Origin of the sequence: Rhodococcus sp. YH1, from assembly GCF_009939605.1 — a bacterium.
Lineage (GTDB): Bacteria > Actinomycetota > Actinomycetes > Mycobacteriales > Mycobacteriaceae > Rhodococcus > Rhodococcus aetherivorans.
Genome location: NZ_WVTE01000035.1, coordinates 1 through 16,284, shown reverse-complemented (window position 1 = coordinate 16,284; position 16,284 = coordinate 1). Strand labels below are relative to the sequence as shown.

The window sequence follows — 16,284 nt, the reverse complement described above, 5'->3', positions numbered from 1 at the left end:
GGAAGTTCGACTTCCTCTTCTTCGCGGATCTGCTCGCCACACCCGTGCGGTACAGCAACGACATCCGCGTGCCGCTGAGCCATGGTACCCAGGCCTCGGCCACCATCGATCCCACACTCGTGGCATCGAGCCTGGTGAACGTGACCGAGAAGCTCGGGCTGGCGATCACCAAGTCGACGACGTACTTCCATCCCTATGAGGTGGCGAGGATCTTCGGCACGCTGGATCACCTCTCCAGGGGCCGCGTCGGGTGGAACGTCGTGACGTCGCTCAATCAGGCCGAAGCCCGGAACTTCGGCATCGAGGACCATCTCGGGCACGACGAGCGGTACGAACGGGCGCACGAGTTCCTCGAGGTCGCATTCAAGCTGTGGGGCAGCTGGGACCGCGACGCCCTGGTCCAGGACAAGGCGACGGGGGTGTTCGCCGATCCGGACAAGGTGCGCACCGTCGACCACGCCGGGGAGTGGTTCACCACACGCGGACCGCTGACGGTTCCGCACTCACCGCAGAGCCGCCCCGTGATCATTCAGGCCGGCTCCTCGTCGGTCGGCAAGGACTTCGCCGCCCGTTGGGCCGAGGCGATATTCGAGATCGATCCGACCAGGGAGGGCCGGAAGGCCTACTACGACGATGTGAAGTCCCGGGCCTCGGACTTCGGCCGGAATCCCGACGACATCAAGATCTTTCCGTCGTTCGTGCCGTTCGTCGGCGAAACCGAATCCATCGCGCGCGAGAAGCAGGCGTTCCACAACGAGCTGGCCGATCCGATCTCCGGGCTGATCACACTGTCTGTACACACCGACCACGACTTCTCGCAGTACGACTTGGACGCACCGATCGAGGATATCGCTGTTCCGGGAACGCAAGGCCTGTTCGATGTCGCGCGTCGGCTGAGCGTCGAGGACAACCTGACGTTGCGCGACATCGGGAAACTCTACGCCCAAGGCGTTCTGCTGCCGCAGTTCGTCGGCACACCGTCGCAGATCGCCGATCAGATCGAAGAGGGATTCCACGGTGGTGAGGCCGACGGGTACATCCTCTCGGCAGCCCAGGCACCGGGGACCTTCGACGACTTCGTCGATCTGGTCGTGCCGGAACTTCAGCGGAGGGATCTGTTCCGCACCGACTACACCGGCAACACACTGCGTGATCATCTCGGCCTCGGCAAGGCCGGCCTGACCCCCGTGCCGCGCCCGGTGAGCGTCGGCGCCTGATCGACGGAGACCGCCCCGGCCGGGTTTTTCGTTTCCGCCTCATCCGGTACCGGCGTCGGCGCCGACGAACTGCGTGGATCACGCGAGTACGCGGCGCTGCGCGCTGAGGTCGGGGCGGCTGCCGTATGACAACTCCCCAGTGAACGGAACAAGACATCATGAGCACTGCATTCGACGCCACGGTGGCGACGCTGACACTGGACAAGCTCGGTCCACGTTTCGGTGCCGAGATCAGCGGACTCGACGTCGCGTCGGCCACCGACGCCGAGATCTCGGCGGTGCGGGCGGCGCTGACGCAGCACAAGGTGCTTGTGCTGCGCGGGCAGTCCCTCGACGATGCGAGCCACATCGAGTTCGGTCGGCGCCTCGGTCAGCTCACCGCGGGCCACCCCGTGCACGACAGCGGTAACATGGCCCAGGAGGTCTATGCGCTCGACAGCCAGGACAACGGGTTCGCCGATGTCTGGCACACCGACGTGACGTTCATGAAGCGGCCCCCGCTCGGCTCCATCCTTCGACCTCTAGGCCGTGTTTCAAAAGCCCGCTGCCTCATAACCACTGGCTGATCGCAGCGACCTGGACGGTGGCCAGGTATCGCACCGCGAGCTTGTCGTAGCGCGTGGCCACCGCCCGGAACTGCTTGAGTTGATTGATGCCGCACTCGACCGCATGCCGTTGCCGGTAGACGGTGCGATCGAACACTGGGGGCCGCCCACCGCCGGAGCCGCGGTTGCGGCGGTGGGCGAGCTGATCGGACGGGATCGCGATGGTGGCCTTGATCCGACGACGGCGCAGATAGGACCGGTTCGCCCGGGAACTATAGGCCTTGTCCGCCAACACCCGATCCGGCCGTGTCCGTGCCCGCCCGGCACCTGATCGAGGCACTCGGATCGCGTCCCACACGGCAGCGAACTGCGGACTGTCACCATGCTGACCGGCGGTGAGCAGCAGCGCGAGCGGGCGCCGATGCTGTTCGCACGCCAGATGCAGTTTCGTCGTCCACCCACCCCGCGAACGCCCCAGCGCGTGGTCGACTGGTTCGATCACGACACCACCGGCAGGCTCGGCCTGCTCGTCACCGTCGCGGCGGGCGCCGGCGGCGTGCTGATGCGCCCGCATGATGGCCGAATCGACGCTGACGTCCCAGACGACCTCGCCAGCGGCATCGGCGATCGTCTGCAACCCGGTCAGGACCTGCGCCCACACCCCGTCGCGTTGCCAGCGGCGGAACAGCCCGTACACGGTCTGCCAGGGTCCGTAGCGGTCCGGGACGTCCCGCCAGGGCGCGCCGACGCGGATGCGCCAGCGGATTCCGTCGATGAGCTGGCGTTTCGTCCACTTCGGTGGACGGCCGTTCTTCTTGGCGCAAGGCAGCAGCGGAGCCAGACGCGCCCACTGCACGTCGGTCAGGTCCGCTCGCCCCGCTACCGCTACGCTGGGCACGAGGTCTCCGAGATACTCAGGTTTTGCTTGGTCGCTAAACCCAGATACCGGAGACCTCACTCATTCCACGACTGCGACACCCCTTCCTGCGGGAACGCGGTTCAAGATCACTCTTGAAACACGGCCTAGTGCTGCCGCCGTCCGGGGGCGACACCTGCTGGGCCGACAGCCAGCTCGCGTACGAGTCGTTGTCGACTCCGGTTCAGGACATGATCGGCCGCTTGCGCGCGGTGCACGACGGCAACCGTGAGTTCGGGCACTACCTTGCCCAGAAGCGCGGCGGAAAGGGCAACGTGTGGGACGGGCAACAGGTGACGTCGCTCCCACCGGTGGAGCACCCCGTTGTCCGGGTGCACCCCGAGACCGGCCGAAAGGGGCTGTTCGTCAATCCTGGATTCACATCCCACATCGTCGGCCTCTCCGAGGCCGAAAGCCGTGGCATCCTGGACCTTCTCTACGCCCATCTCACCAAACCGGAACACATCGTCCGGCACCGCTGGCGCCTCGGGGATCTGGTTCTGTGGGACAACCGCAGCACGGTCCACTACGCGAACCGCGACTACGGAAGCGAGCATCGGGTCATGCATCGCATCACCTTGCAGGGCGACACCCCGGTCTAGCCGCACCAGCGGTGCTGAGGCTCGACCTGGGTCGATTTGTCATATCTGCCAGGGTCTTTCAAGACCTTGGGGCACAGTTGTCCGGAGATTCGCGGAAGGATGTCCGTTCCGCAAACCGGCCGATGCCTTCGCAGCGTCGTGAGTCGGATGCTCGACGACGCGAGGCACATCGGAGTCGGGTGACGTTCCGGGCGGACCTGACGGCGCCGGATCTGTCGCTTGCACCCCTTCATTCGGTCATTGCGCAGTGGCCCACCGTACCTGGGTCTCTCCGAGATTCGGCTCCGGGTTCTCATATCTTCCAGTGGCCGGGATCCAGCCGCTGCTGTCAGCCCCGCGCCATGTCCACGAACCGCGACAGGTGCAGCTGGTGCGCGACGGTGATGGTGGCGGTCGGACCGTTGCGGTGCTTGCCGAGGATCAGGTCCGCCTCGCCACCGCGCGGGTCGTCACGTTCGAATGCGTCGGGCCGGTGCAGCAGGATCACCATGTCCGCATCCTGTTCGAGCGATCCCGACTCGCGAAGGTCGGAGACCATGGGCTTCTTGTCGGTGCGCTGCTCGGGGCCACGGTTGAGCTGACAGATCGCGACCACCGGGACCTCGAGCTCCTTCGCGAGAAGCTTGAGGCTGCGGGAGAATTCGGAGACCTCCTGCTGGCGGGACTCGACCTTCTTACCGGAGGTCATCAGCTGCAGGTAGTCGACGACGATCAGCCGGATGTCGTGTTTCTGCTTGAGGCGCCGCGCCTTTGCGCGGATCTCCATCATCGTCAGGTTGGGGGAGTCGTCGATGTACAGCGGCGCTTCGCTGATCTCGCTCATCCGCCGGGCGAGCCGGGTCCAGTCGTCGTCGGTCATGCGGCCCGAACGCATGTCGCCGAGTTTGATCTTCGCCTCGGCCGAGAGCAGCCGCATGACGATTTCGGTCTTGCCCATCTCGAGGGAGAACATGACGGAGGCCATGCCGTGCTTGACGGAGCAGGACCGCAGGAAGTCCATGCCGAGCGTGGAGTTGTGGGTGGGGATCATGGACCGTCCGGCGAGGTACAGGTGCTCGCCGTCGACCTCGACGCACCGCACCGGCACGGACTCGACGGGGCGGACGGCGACGATGCGGCGTTGCCGCGGCATCCCCGTGCGGGTCTCCTTGTGCGCCTTGGCCTTACTGGGGAGGACGAAGACGTCGTCGTCGGTGGCGAAGCGCACCGTGGAGCCGGTGGTGGTGCAGGTGTAGCCGAGGCCGGCCAGGAGCTCGGCGACGTCGTCGCGCAGTCGGGCGCAGTCGGATTCGAAGCGGACGGTGCCGTCGTCGCCGACGTGGCCGCCGGCGTCGAGCAGACCGGCGAGCAGCTCGCGCCGCTGCCGTTCCGACGCCCGCTGGTAGGCGCCGGGGATGCGGGCGCCGAGCGTCATGAGTTCCTCGGCGAACCCGCCCTCGCCCTGCACCCGCATGTGCACGTGGGGATCGGCGGAGGGGCCGCCGAGCCAGGCGCCGAGGGTGAACGGGGCGACGGGCAGATCGGCGACGGGCAGCTGCAGCGCGGCGACATTGCCGACGACGTGACCGTCCGCGAGGGACGCGGCGATCTCCCCGGTGGTACGCACGCGCGACGGGCCGCCGTCGGAGGTGACCCACTGGTGCTGTTCGTCGGCGACGAGGACGGTGCCGTCGGAGAATTCCACCTCGAAGCACGGCCGGCCGTGCAACACCTCGGTGGCGGCCAGCACCCGGGTGGGGCGGCCGTGGGCGTCGAGGAGTTCGTCGCCGGCGGCGACCTCGCCCATGGTCGTCCAACCGCTGGGGGTGGGCAGGGGAGTGTCGAGGGCCAGCGCCTTGCCGACGCCAGGACGGGCGGCGACGATGATCATCTGCCCGGGATGGAGGCCGTTGGTGACCTCGTCGAGCTCGGCGAATCCGGTGGGCACACCGAGGGAGATGCCGCCGCGGCTGGCGATCGAGTCGATCTCGTCCATGGTGGGCTGCAGCAGCTCTTCGAGCGGGACGAAGTCCTCGGATGTGCGGCGCTCGGAGACCTCGAAGATCTCGGCCTGGGCCCGGTCGACGACCTCGGCGACGTCCTGGCCCTCGGAGCCGGCGTAGCCGTACTGGACGATGCGCGTTCCGGCCTCGACGAGGCGGCGCAGGATGGCCTTCTCGGCGACGATCTCGGCGTAGTAGCTCGCGTTCGCAGCGGTGGGCACGGTCTGGGTCAGGGTCACCAGGTAGGCGGCGCCGCCGATGCGGCGGAGTTCTCCGCGCCGGTCGAGTTCCGCGGACACCGTGACGGGGTCGGCGGGCTCACCGCGGCTGTAGAGGTCGAGGACGGCGTCGTAGACGGCCTGATGGGCGGGACGGTAGAAGTCGCCGGGCCGCAGCACTTCGAGCACGTCGGCGATGGCGTCCTTGCTGAGCAGCATGCCACCGAGCACGGACTGCTCCGCAACCATGTCCTGCGGGGGCTGGCGGCCGAAGTCGCCGGCCGGCTCCTCGGGCGGTCCCGGGTAGTCGGAATGGCCCCGATCGTCTACTACAGCCACGCGACGCCGTCCTTCCCCTTCTCGGCACCTCCGCCGCGGACAGACCCCGTCCACCGGCGCTCGACACCACTTCTACCCGGCCCCACCGACACGTCGTCCGGGACGCGCGCGCTCGACGTTAGGCACTCGGAGGGCGGCGTCCAAATCCGCCTGTGCACACAACTGTGGATGAATTGTGGAAAGGGGAGGACGGCCTTGTGCACCCCTTGGGGACAACCTGGGGACAACGCATCTCACACTTCGCATCGCTGCTGTTCAGACCGGGAAAAACGACTTTCACAGGTGTGGAGAACAATCGATTCGGCGTGTCGCCACGGATGTGTTTCCGGGCGTGTTCCGTCCTCCCGGCCCCGGAATGCCGTGCCGCGGATCACAAACCTACCGGTACCCCTGTGGGGTTATCCACAGCCCCTGTGGAAAGACGACGAAGAGCCCTGCACACAGTGTGTGCAGGGCTCTTCGGGAGCCGGAATCAGGCGGCCACGACGTTCAGATCGAACTTCGCGGTCACGTCCGGGTGCAGCTTCACGACGACCGTGTGCTTGCCGGTCGACTTGATGTGCGCCTTCGGCAGCTCGATGATGCGCTTGTCGACGACCGGACCACCGGCGGCCTTGATGGCGCCGGCGACGTCGGCCGCGGTGACGGAGCCGAACAGCTTGCCCGAGTCCCCGGCGGTCTTCACGGCCAGGGAGACGTTCTCGAGGCCCTCGATGGCGGCCTTGAGCTCCTTGGCATGATCGAGGCCGCGCACCGCACGAGCCTCCTGAGCGCGGCGGATGCCCTCGACCTGCTTCTGGGCACCACGGGTGGCGACGATCGCCAGGCCGCGGGGCAGCAGGTAGTTGCGGCCGTAGCCGTCCTTGACCTCGACGGTGTCGCCAGGCGCACCGAGGTTGTCCACGTCAGCGGTGAGAATGAGCTTCATCGTGTGTCCCTCCCTTTCCTTAGCGAGCCGTCGAGACGTAAGGAAGCAGGGCCACCTCACGCGAGTTCTTCACAGCGATGGCAACGTCGCGCTGGTGCTGCACGCAGTTGCCCGTGACACGGCGAGCGCGGATCTTGCCGCGATCGCTGACGTACTTACGCAGCAGCGTCGTGTCCTTGTAGTCGATCTGCACGTTCTTTTCCTTGCAGAAGGTGCAGACCTTCTTCTTCAAAACCTTTTCGCGCGCGGGCGCCTTAGGCATGGTCTTTCTCCGTACTTTCCGAATGTTCCGATCGAAGGTCGGATCAGAACGGGGGTTCGTCGTCCCCGCCGAAGGAGCCCGCCGCCGGCGCGCTGCCCCACGGGTCGTCCCCGCCGGTGCTCGCGCTGGCACGAGCCCCACCCGATCCTCCGGAGGAACCACCGAAGCCGCCCCCGCCACCGCCACGGCTGGCCTTGTTGACCTTGGCCGTCGCGTAGCGGAGCGAGGGGCCGATCTCGTCGACCTCGAGCTCCACGACAGTGCGCTTCTCGCCTTCACGCGTCTCGTAGCTGCGCTGCTTGAGGCGGCCCTGCACGATCACGCGCGAGCCACGGGTCAAGCTCTCGGCCACGTTCTCCGCCGCCTCGCGCCAGATGTTGCAGCGCAGGAACAGCGCCTCGCCGTCTTTCCACTCGTTGGACTGACGGTCGAAGATGCGGGGCGTCGACGCGACGGTGAAGTTCGCGACCGCAGCTCCCGCCGGGGTGAAACGCAGCTCGGGATCAGCCGTCAGATTGCCGATGACGGTGATGACGGTGTCGCCTGCCATGTGGTTCCTCCTGCTGTGTGTGGAGTCCTGATGCGCCCGAGCCTACGGCCGGACGCCGACAGACTCACTTGCCGTGGCGCAGAACCTTGGTGCGGAGCACCGACTCGTTCAGGCCGAGCTGGCGATCCAGCTCCGCAACCGTGGCGGGCGTAGCGCTGATGTCGATCACCGCGTAGATGCCTTCGCTGTGCTTGGCGATCTCGTACGCGAGACGACGCTTACCCCACACGTCGACCTTGTCGATCTTGCCGCCGTCCTGGCGAACGACGTTGAGGAACGTATCCAGCGACGGGGCGACAGTGCGCTCGTCCAGGCTGGGGTCGAGAATGACCATCAGTTCGTAATGACGCATAAGACCTCATCACCTCCTATGGACTATGGGCGGTCACGGACGGTCCGTGACAGGAGGGTCGTTGCGTCAGCAACCCATGCAGGCTACACGATGCGCCCTTGACCAGCGAAATTCGCCTAGGGTGAAGAACATGCGCACGAGTTCCCGGACGCCCGCGCTCGTCGCCGTCGTGACGTGCGCGCTCGCCATGTGGCTCGGCTACCTGAACAAGGCCCGCTGCGCCGCACCACCGTTCGACCCGCAGGGGCGCAGCGTGCGTTTCGACGCGGTCAAGGACGCCACGGTCTGCTACTCCGACATCCAGCAGTTGTGGATCGGTCGCGGCATCAACCTGCACCTGTTCCCGTTCCTCGACGGCGGCATCACCCGCGACGGCGTGCTCACCGGCGGCACCGTCGAGTACCCGGTGCTCAGCGGCATCCTCATGTGGGTGGGGGCCCTGCGCGCCGACACCGACGCCGAGTTCCTCCTGCACTCCGCGCTGCTGCTGGCACCGTTCGGCCTGCTCGTCGCCTGGTACCTCGGCCGGCTGGCCGGGTGGGCCGCGCTGCTCTGGTCGGCCACGCCGCCCCTCGTGATGTACGCGTTCCTGAACTGGGACCTGCCCGTCGTCGCGACCACCGTCGGGGCCGTCGCCGTGCTCGGGGTGCGCCGCTGGCCGCTGCGCACCCGCGCGGTGATCGCCGCCGTCCTGCTCGCCATCGGGTCCTGCCTCAAGGTGTATCCCGGCATCTTCGTGCTGCCGCTGATCGCATACGTCCTCACCGGCGGGGACGAGCCCGGGCCGCGGCGGGACGTGCGGGGCGCGGTGGCGGTGGGCGCCGCGGCGGCGGCGACGGTGATCGCCGTGAACCTGCCGTTCGCGCTGCTCGGGTATCCGGGGTGGCGCGCATCGTTCGAGTTCCAGGGCAACCGCGCGGCCGACGCCACGAGCAATTCGATCTGGTACTGGGGGCTGCGGCCCCTCGTCGGGGGCTATCAGGACACCGAGGTCACGGCCGAGTACAACGACCTCGTCTCCGTCGTCTCGCCGTTGCTGATCTGCGCCGCCTTCGCGCTGGCGCTGTGGCTGGGGTGGCGGCGGTACCGTCGCGACGGCTGCTATCCCTGGGTGGCGGTCGGCGCCGCGATGCTGTGCGGATTCCTGCTGCTGCACAAGGTGCATTCGCCGCAGTACACCCTGTGGTTGCTGCCGTTCCTGGTGCTGCTGCGGGTGCGGTGGCCGCTGATCGTCTCGTACCTCACCGTGGACCTCGCGATCGGCATCGGCGTGTTCCTGTGGTTCGACGCGACCATGACCCGGACCGACACCACGATCCCGCTGCTGCTCACCCTCGTCGGGGTGTGGGGCCGGGCCGTGCTGCTCGTCGTACTGTTCTTCGTGTTCGCCGGCGCGCCGCTGCGCCGGCCCGACCCGACCCCACCCGACGAGGAGCGGCCCCGGATGCCGGCGATGAGCGGAAAACCCGGATGAGCACGGCCTGGTACGAACAGCCGGCGCTCGACGGCACGCGGATTCGCCTCGAACCGCTGGCCGCGGGACACGCGCCCGGCCTGCTCGCGGCCGTCGACGATGCCGACGCGATCTTCCGGTGGACGTCCGCCGACCTCCGGACACGTGACGACGCCGACGCGTTCGTCCGTACCGCGCTCGACGATCCGGACCGCCTGCCGTACGCGGTCGTCGACAAGTTCGTCGGCGCCGTTGTCGGCACCACGTCGTACTACCTGATCGATCCCCGGCACCGGACGCTGGCGGTCGGGCACACGTGGCTCTCGCGCGCGGTGCACGGTGGCGCCGCCAATCCCGAGTCGAAACTGCTGTTGCTGCGCCGCGCCTTCGACGATCTCGGCGCGGTCCGCGTGGAGTGGCACACCGACGAACACAACGCGCAGTCGCGCGCGGCGATCACCCGGCTCGGAGCCGGGTTCGAGGGCTTGCTGCGCAAGCATCGGCGGCGCCGCGACGGCAGTTGGCGCACCACCGCGCTGTTCGCGATGACCGACGACGACTGGCCGGCCGCCCGGGTGGGTCTCGAGGCGCGGGTGGCCGACCGTCTCGCCAGGTGACCGCGGCTGGTCTACCCTTCCGCGCGGGGGGACCCCGGAACAGGCTGGGATCCCGATGGGGTGATCGAGGACGACGATGAGCGACTATCCGCAGTACCCGCCGAACAATCCGGGCGGTTATCCCCCGCCGGGCGGATACGGGTACTATCCCGGCCCGCAGTTCGGGCCGCCGCCCGAGAACAACCTGGTGTGGGGCATTCTCACGACGATCCTGTGCTGCCTGCCGCTCGGTGTCGTCTCGATCATCAAGGCGAGCCAGGTCAACTCCCTGTGGGCGCAGGGCCAGTTCGATGCCGCACGCCGGGCGGCCGACGACGCGAAGAAGTGGGCGATCTGGTCGGTGGTGGCGAGCGTGGCGGTGTGGGTGGTGATCGTCGTCTTCTACATCGTCGTCCTCGCCGCGGCGGTCTCGTCGTCGAGCTACTGAGGCATCCGGTCGTGCAGACGCTCGCCGCCCGGCTCGCCGCACCCGTCGGGGTGGCGGCCGTGTCGGCGTGTGTGTGCGCGGCCGTCGCGTGGGCCGACCCGACGACGCCGGGCGGCCCGATCCCGCCGTGCCCAACCCGCGTCCTGTTCGGCATCTGGTGTCCCGGGTGCGGATCGTCGCGGATGCTGTATTCGCTGCTGCATCTCGATGTTCCGGCCGCCCTGCGGTACAACGCGCTCGGGGTGCTCGCCGTGCTTCTCCTGGGGTGGTCGTTCGCCGTGTGGACGGCCGGCCGGGTCCGTGGCCACCGGATCGCCCAGTGGTACCAGTGGCGGTGGGCGCCGCAGCTCGTGCTGTGGGTCGTGCTGGGCTGGTTCGTCGTCCGCAACCTCCCCGTCGCGCCCTTCAACGCGCTCCGCGTGTAGACGGCGCTCGTCGCGGACGAGCACTTGCGCGCGAAAATGCTTCCCGCGCAAGTTTTTACGCGCGCAGGCAGCACCCGCCGCGCGCGGCTCGGGCCGGGGCTACGGGACGGTGCTCGTCGCGGGTGTCTGCCGATCGGCCGATTCGGGAGGTGATGTCCGCCGGATGCCGGGACGGAGACGGCCCGGGAGCCGGCGCGGGGGAGCGTCGGGGGCATGGTCGAGCACGCCACCCACGGGGTCGTCGACGAAGCCGTAGCGCACGAGATCTTCGGCCGGCAGGAGAATCTGCCGGACGACGAGCGCGCACAGCGCCACGACCGCGAGGTCGCGCAGCAGGACGGTGGTCGTGAACCACTGCTCGGGCAGGCCCTTGTTCTCGGCGCCGAGATAGAAGTACATGCGCGGCACCCAGACGAGGGCGTCGATCGTCATCCACGCCAGCAGGATCCGCCGGTGCGGCAGAGCCAGCACGGCGAGCGGCACCAGCCACAGCGAGTACTGGGGGCTCCACACCTTGTTGGTGAGCAGGAACGCGGCAACCACGAGGAAGCACAGCTGGGCGAGGCGGGGGCGGCGCGGAGCCGTCCACGCGAGCCACGCGATGCCGGCGCAGGCCACGGCGAACAGCAGCAGCGACACCGAGTTCAGCGTGGAGGTGTCCCAGCCGGACCAGCCGGTCAGCGACCGCACGACGTTGTAGATCGAATCGGGGTCCGCGCCGCGGTCGGTGTTGAGCCGGAAGAACTCGGCCCAGCCGCGCGGGTAGAGGACCATGATCGGCAGGTTCACCACGAGCCACGCGACGGCCGCGGCACCGGCCGCCTGCCCGAGCGCCCGCAGCTTCCCGGTGCGCAGGCACAGCAGCAACAGCGGGCCGAACAGCAGCAGCGGATACAGCTTGGTGGCGGCACCGAGTCCGAGCAGCACCCCGGCGAGCACCGGTCGCCGTCGCGCCCAGGCCAGCAACCCGCCGGCTGCGAACGCGGTGGCGAGCGCATCGAAGTTGGTGAAGGCGTGCACGACGACCAGCGGCGAGGCGGCGACGAGCGCCGCGTCCCAGATGCGGCGGCCGGCGGAGAGGGCGGTGGCCCACACGGTGGCCAGCCAGGCCATGGCGAGACCGACGGCGACGATGTCGAAGTAGATCGCCACCTGCAGGCCGCCCGGAAGCCACGACGTGGCGTCCCAGGCCTTCGCGGCTCGCATCGAGACGTACTGGTAGAGGCCGGCGAGGACCGGATACTCCATGTACCGGACCTGGGTCTGCCCGTCCGGGCCGGGCTCCTCCCACGACGTCTTGTACGGGAAGGCGCCGGTACTCAGGCGTTCGGCGCCGTAGAGCGGCACGACGTCGGAGTAGCACATGGCGACGTACTGCCGGTTGTCGCTCCAGTCCAGTCCGAGCGCGCCGCCCTCGCCGACCGGTCCCTGCTGGATGCAGGCGGCCTTGGTGAACCAGCCGAGGGCGAGGAACACCACCGCGAGGAGCAGCATCGCGCGCAGCGGCGTGAAGAAGCGAGTGCGTCCGAGCAGGGCGTACCGCCCGACGGGTCCGCCGATGACGGTGGACAGGCGCGACACCGTCGGGTCGGTCCATCCGGGTGCGTCGCGCCAGTCCGCGGATCGGCGGTCTGCGACGAGCGGACCCGGCGACGCGAGCTCTCTCTTCTCGGTCACCCCGCGAGGCTACCCGCCGGGTGTGGCGCCGACGGGGTCCTCCTGGAACCGGCTGTTGCCGGACTGCTGGTCTTCACCGGTGCCGGTCGAGTCGTCCTGTGTCCCGAAGCCCGGCGTGTCCGCCTCCGTGGTGGGAGTCGGCGTGGGCACCCGCTGCGTGGTCGTCTGCGGCGCCACCCCCGGCATGGGGATGGTCACGCCCGGGAGGATCTCGACGTTGCGGGTCGTGATCTCCGGCGGCGTGGGCAGCTCCGGCGTCGTCCGCTCGGTCGTCGTGGGGGTCGGCGTCGTGGTCTTCGGCGGCGCCGGCGCGGAGTACGCCGGCACGCCGGCCTGTCCGGCGATCGGTTCGGGCGTCGGGAACTTCTCGACGTCGGTGCCGTCGAGGGCGCCGTCCATCGTGTCCTTCCAGATGTCCGACGGCAGGCCGGAGCCGTAGATCATGCCGCCCCAGCTGTTCTCCAGGGGCAGGCCCTGTTCGGTGCCGACCCACACGGCCGTGGACAGCGACGGCGTGTAGCCGACCATCCAGGCGTCCTTGTTCGAGCCGGTGTCCCCGAGCTGGGCGGTGCCGGTCTTGGAGGCGGACGGCCGGCCGCCGGCGAGGGCGTGCCCGTTGGAGTACGCGGCGATCGGCATCATCGCGGCGGTGGTGTTGTCGGCGACGGCCTCGTCGACCCGCTGTTCCCCGGCCGGGGTGCCGCGGTCGAGCAGCACCGTGCCGTCGGCGGTGACGACCTTCTGCACGAAGTAGGGCTCGTGGTAGGTGCCGGACGCGGCGAGCGTCGCATACGCCGACGCCATGTCGATCACGCGGGACTGGTACTGCCCGAGCACAATGCCGTAGTTGGGGCCGATGCCGCCCGGCTCGGTGAGGGTCTCGCCGACCCCGGGGATCTCCTCGGGGATGCCGAGCTGGTGCGCCATGTCGGCGATGGCCTGCGGGCCGTTGTCCATCTCGAGCATCATCCGGTAGAAGCTGGTGTTGAGCGACCGCTTCAGCGCCTCGGCGATGGTGCAGGTGCCGCAGTTCTCGCCTTCGACGTTGCCGATCGAGATGCCGTTGACGGTGAGCGGGCCGCTGTCGTACATGGCGGACAACGGGTTGCCCTGGTCGAGGTTGGCGGCCAGGCCGAACACCTTGAACGACGATCCGGTCTGCAGGCCGGACTGGGCGAAATCGAACCCGGCGCCGTCGTCGCCGCCGTAGTAGGCGCGGACGGCGCCGCTGCGCGGATCGACGGACACGACGGCGGTGCGCAGCTCCTCCGGCTCGCCCTCCATGTTGGTGCGGACGGCGTCGAGCGCGGCCTCCTGCGCCTGTGGGTCGATCGTGGTGGTGATCTGGAGTCCCTCGGTGTTGAGCAGGGTCTCGTCGATGCCTTCCTCGGAGAGCTCCCGGAGCACCTGGTTGCGCAGCAGGCCCTCCGGCCCGTTGCTCTGGCCGCCGTTGTCGACCTCGGCCAGCGGCACGTACCGCGGGTACTGCATCGACGCCCGGTCGGCCGCGTTCAGGGTGCCGGCGGACACCATCCCGTCGAGGACGTAGTTCCAGCGCGCCTGGGCGCCCTCCGGGTTGGTCTCCGGGTCCAGCAGCGACGGCAGCTGGATGGAGGAGGCGAGCACCGCGCCCTCCTCGACGCTGAGCTCGCCGACCGGCTTGCCGAAGTACGCCGTGGAGGCGGCGGCGATGCCGTACGCACCGCGCCCGAAGTAGATGGTGTTCAGGTAGGCGGCGAGGATGTCGTCCTTGGACCACTGGTTGGCCATCTTGGACGCGAGGACGAGTTCCTTCATCTTGCGGGTGAGGGTGCGCTCGGATCCGACCAGCGCCGTCTTCACGTACTGCTGGGTGATGGTCGAACCACCGCCGGCGCTCTCCCGGCCGAGGATGTTGTCGCGGGCCGCGCGGGCGAAGCCGCTGACCGAGAATCCCGGGTTGCTGTAGAAGTCGCGGTCCTCGGCGGCGAGCACGGCGTTGCGGACGTGCTCGGGAATCTCGTCGAGCCGCACCTCGGTGCGGTTGCCTTCGGGCGGCACCACCTTGGTGATGACGGTCGAGCCGTCGGCCGCGTAGACGGTGGCCACCTGGTTGGTCTTCAGGTCACCGGGTCGCGGGACCTCCTGGACGACGTAGGCCAGCATGAACGCGAGGATGGGCAGTACCAGAGCCAGCGCCACGGCCGCGTAGCCGACGCGCCGCACGGTGCGCCAGCGCGTCGACTTGGGCTCGCCACCACCGCGGGGCGGCTCGTCGCCACCACCGCGCGCGGTGGGCGGAGGCGTGGGGGGACGCCCGCCGGGCCCGGGCGGGCCGCCGGCCGGCCGGTTGGGCGGCTGCTGACGGTTCTGGTTCGGCACCGGGGGCCGGTTCTGGGGCGGCAGTTGTCGGGTGCGGTCCTGCGGCGGCTGCTGCGGTCGCGGCGCTTGTGGGTTCCCCGCGGCGAACTGCTGCGGCGGGTACGGCTGCGGCCCGCCCTGCTGGGGGCGCGGCTGCGGCGGATAGGGGCGTCCCGGCGGCGGCATCCGCCGATCCATGGGCGGCCCACCCCCGGGTGCGCGTCCGGGCGGGGGTCCCCCCACGGGTCCCGGTCGCCGCGGCGGCGGGGGACCTGCCGGTCCGTTCCCGTACGGCGGCCTCGGCCGTTCGCCCTGCGGATCGTTGTGGGGGGAACTCACGTACTCATCTCCAACCGGTAGCGCGGACGCGGTGGCACGCGTCCTCGTTTCACGTCTGCAGACTTCGGTCTCGTCGGGCAGCGCGCGTTCGGGCAGTGCAGTGTTCTTCGGGCAGTGCAGTGTCACAGGGGGACGGGGTCACCGGGGACGGGGCGGTTCAGCAGGGGTCGCGCACGGCTCACTCGCTCGCGGTGCGGCGGCTCTGGCCGGTCGACCTGCGGCGGGGCCGCTTGGGCGCGGGTTCCGCCCCCAGGACATAGGACTGGACAAGGTGGTTCCAGCTGCACGTGCGGCACACCTCGACCACGTGGACGGAGAACTCCTCCTGGCTGGCGGCCAGGCGGACCAGTTCCTCCGCGGTGCGGGCCGACCCGGACACCGGGCCGAGCTTGTCGCCGAACACCCACGACACGAGTGTCAGCTGCTCCTTGCGGCAGATCGGGCAGACCACGTCACTGCCCCGACCGTGGAACTTGGCGGCGCGGAGCAGGTAGGGGCTGGCGTCGCACACCTCTGCGACGCCGGTCCGCCCCGAGTAGACCTGGGCGAGCAGCGACCTGCGCTGCAGCGCGTAGTCCACCACCTGCCGCTGTATCCGCACGGGTCCAGAGTACGTGCGGACGGCACGTGGGTGGGCGGGGTGTGGGGCGCGCGACTGCGCGACGCGCCCATATCGGGCGTTCTAGGCTGCCCGGGTGGTGAGCCGACACACGCCGCGAACGCGGGCACGCGACATCGACCGGGCACTGGTCTGTGGCCGTCTCGACACCGCCTACGCCGACGGCCAGCTCGATTTTGGGGAGCACCGGGATCGGACGGCCCGGGCGATGTCCGCAAAGACGCTGGGCGAGCTCGCGGACCTGGTCCGCGACCTGCAGCCACCGGAGGATTCCGGGGACCTCGCAGCGCCGCCGCCGGGCCGCCGGCCCGGTCTGCGACGGGCCGCCGCCGTGACGGTCGCGGTGGCGGCTGCGGCGGCCGGCGCGGCGGTGATGCTGTCGGATGGGGACGGCCCGGCGCCGGGACCCGCGGCGGTGCGGGAGCAGCCCGCCGCGCCGGTGGCGGTCCCCGACGACGGTGTCGATCCGATCGTGG

Annotated in this window: 15 protein-coding genes and 2 pseudogenes; 8 read left to right on the top strand and 9 right to left on the bottom strand. The window is 69.3% G+C overall.

The window, feature by feature from the left end; translation table 11 throughout:
- Together AIIKEEIJ_RS04090 and AIIKEEIJ_RS04085 are read left to right on the top strand one after the other, a co-directional pair.
- A partial coding sequence (locus tag AIIKEEIJ_RS04090; RefSeq protein WP_161994993.1) for an NtaA/DmoA family FMN-dependent monooxygenase occupies window positions 1-1,217 on the top strand: 1,217 nt, incomplete at its 5' end.
- A 158-nt stretch (window positions 1,218-1,375) separates the two neighbouring features.
- Window positions 1,376-1,741 (top strand): annotated as a pseudogene (locus AIIKEEIJ_RS04085) (TauD/TfdA dioxygenase family protein); the annotation flags it as partial.
- Between the two features lie 25 nt (window positions 1,742-1,766).
- Here AIIKEEIJ_RS04085 and AIIKEEIJ_RS04080 read toward each other — a convergent pair.
- On the bottom strand, window positions 1,767-2,660 hold the full coding sequence (locus tag AIIKEEIJ_RS04080) for an IS5 family transposase (RefSeq protein ID WP_161994992.1): 894 nt from the start codon (window positions 2,658-2,660) through the stop codon (window positions 1,767-1,769).
- A gap of 125 nt (window positions 2,661-2,785) precedes the next feature.
- Between AIIKEEIJ_RS04080 and AIIKEEIJ_RS04075 the strand changes: the two are divergent.
- Window positions 2,786-3,280: pseudogene (locus tag AIIKEEIJ_RS04075) on the top strand (TauD/TfdA dioxygenase family protein); the annotation flags it as partial.
- A gap of 328 nt (window positions 3,281-3,608) precedes the next feature.
- Here AIIKEEIJ_RS04075 and dnaB read toward each other — a convergent pair.
- From dnaB to rpsF, 5 genes are all read right to left on the bottom strand, one after another.
- Window positions 3,609-5,819, bottom strand: a complete 2,211-nt coding sequence (gene dnaB / locus AIIKEEIJ_RS04070) for a replicative DNA helicase (RefSeq protein WP_161994991.1) — start codon at window positions 5,817-5,819, stop codon at window positions 3,609-3,611.
- 472 nt (window positions 5,820-6,291) lie between these two features.
- Window positions 6,292-6,747, bottom strand: coding sequence for a 50S ribosomal protein L9 (rplI, locus tag AIIKEEIJ_RS04065; RefSeq protein WP_006932315.1), 456 nt, complete (start codon window positions 6,745-6,747; stop codon window positions 6,292-6,294).
- 19 nt (window positions 6,748-6,766) lie between these two features.
- Window positions 6,767-7,009 (bottom strand): 30S ribosomal protein S18, encoded by a 243-nt coding sequence (gene rpsR, locus AIIKEEIJ_RS04060; RefSeq protein WP_003938621.1) that lies wholly within the window; start codon window positions 7,007-7,009, stop codon window positions 6,767-6,769.
- A gap of 43 nt (window positions 7,010-7,052) precedes the next feature.
- Window positions 7,053-7,559 carry a single-stranded DNA-binding protein gene (locus AIIKEEIJ_RS04055; protein WP_029546705.1) on the bottom strand — a complete coding sequence of 169 codons (507 nt, stop codon included), beginning with the start codon at window positions 7,557-7,559 and terminating at the stop codon, window positions 7,053-7,055.
- A gap of 64 nt (window positions 7,560-7,623) precedes the next feature.
- On the bottom strand, window positions 7,624-7,911 hold the full coding sequence (gene rpsF, locus AIIKEEIJ_RS04050; protein ID WP_003938619.1) for a 30S ribosomal protein S6: 288 nt from the start codon (window positions 7,909-7,911) through the stop codon (window positions 7,624-7,626).
- A 130-nt stretch (window positions 7,912-8,041) separates the two neighbouring features.
- On the opposite strand from rpsF, the gene AIIKEEIJ_RS04045 reads away from it, so the two are divergent.
- The 4 genes from AIIKEEIJ_RS04045 (at window position 8,042) to AIIKEEIJ_RS04030 (ending at window position 10,833) form a co-directional block, all read left to right on the top strand.
- Window positions 8,042-9,385 carry a glycosyltransferase 87 family protein gene (locus AIIKEEIJ_RS04045; protein WP_202916554.1) on the top strand — a complete coding sequence of 448 codons (1,344 nt, stop codon included), beginning with the start codon at window positions 8,042-8,044 and terminating at the stop codon, window positions 9,383-9,385.
- Window positions 9,382-9,981, top strand: coding sequence for a GNAT family N-acetyltransferase (locus AIIKEEIJ_RS04040; RefSeq protein ID WP_006932307.1), 600 nt, complete (start codon window positions 9,382-9,384; stop codon window positions 9,979-9,981). The genes AIIKEEIJ_RS04045 and AIIKEEIJ_RS04040 overlap by 4 nt, the downstream gene beginning before the upstream one ends.
- 76 nt (window positions 9,982-10,057) lie before the next feature.
- Window positions 10,058-10,408, top strand: a complete 351-nt coding sequence (locus AIIKEEIJ_RS04035; RefSeq protein ID WP_006932305.1) for a CD225/dispanin family protein — start codon at window positions 10,058-10,060, stop codon at window positions 10,406-10,408.
- 11 nt (window positions 10,409-10,419) lie between these two features.
- Entirely contained in the window at window positions 10,420-10,833 is a 414-nt protein-coding gene (locus AIIKEEIJ_RS04030) for a DUF2752 domain-containing protein (protein ID WP_161994989.1), read from the top strand.
- 99 nt (window positions 10,834-10,932) lie between these two features.
- On the opposite strand, the gene AIIKEEIJ_RS04025 is transcribed toward AIIKEEIJ_RS04030, so the two are convergent.
- The 3 genes from AIIKEEIJ_RS04025 to AIIKEEIJ_RS04015 form a co-directional block, all read right to left on the bottom strand.
- The gene (locus tag AIIKEEIJ_RS04025) at window positions 10,933-12,510 is read right to left on the bottom strand and encodes a glycosyltransferase 87 family protein (protein WP_161994988.1); all 1,578 of its coding nucleotides are present in this window, start codon (window positions 12,508-12,510) and stop codon (window positions 10,933-10,935) included.
- Window positions 12,511-12,519: 9 nt separating this feature from the next.
- Window positions 12,520-15,048 carry a transglycosylase domain-containing protein gene (locus AIIKEEIJ_RS04020; protein ID WP_238406198.1) on the bottom strand — a complete coding sequence of 843 codons (2,529 nt, stop codon included), beginning with the start codon at window positions 15,046-15,048 and terminating at the stop codon, window positions 12,520-12,522.
- Window positions 15,049-15,367: 319 nt separating this feature from the next.
- Window positions 15,368-15,790, bottom strand: a complete 423-nt coding sequence (locus AIIKEEIJ_RS04015; protein WP_065923290.1) for a DUF5318 domain-containing protein — start codon at window positions 15,788-15,790, stop codon at window positions 15,368-15,370.
- A 97-nt stretch (window positions 15,791-15,887) separates the two neighbouring features.
- On the opposite strand from AIIKEEIJ_RS04015, the gene AIIKEEIJ_RS04010 reads away from it, so the two are divergent.
- Window positions 15,888-16,284, top strand: a 397-nt coding sequence (locus AIIKEEIJ_RS04010; RefSeq protein ID WP_443217089.1) for a DUF1707 SHOCT-like domain-containing protein, incomplete at its 3' end; no start/stop codon positions are given.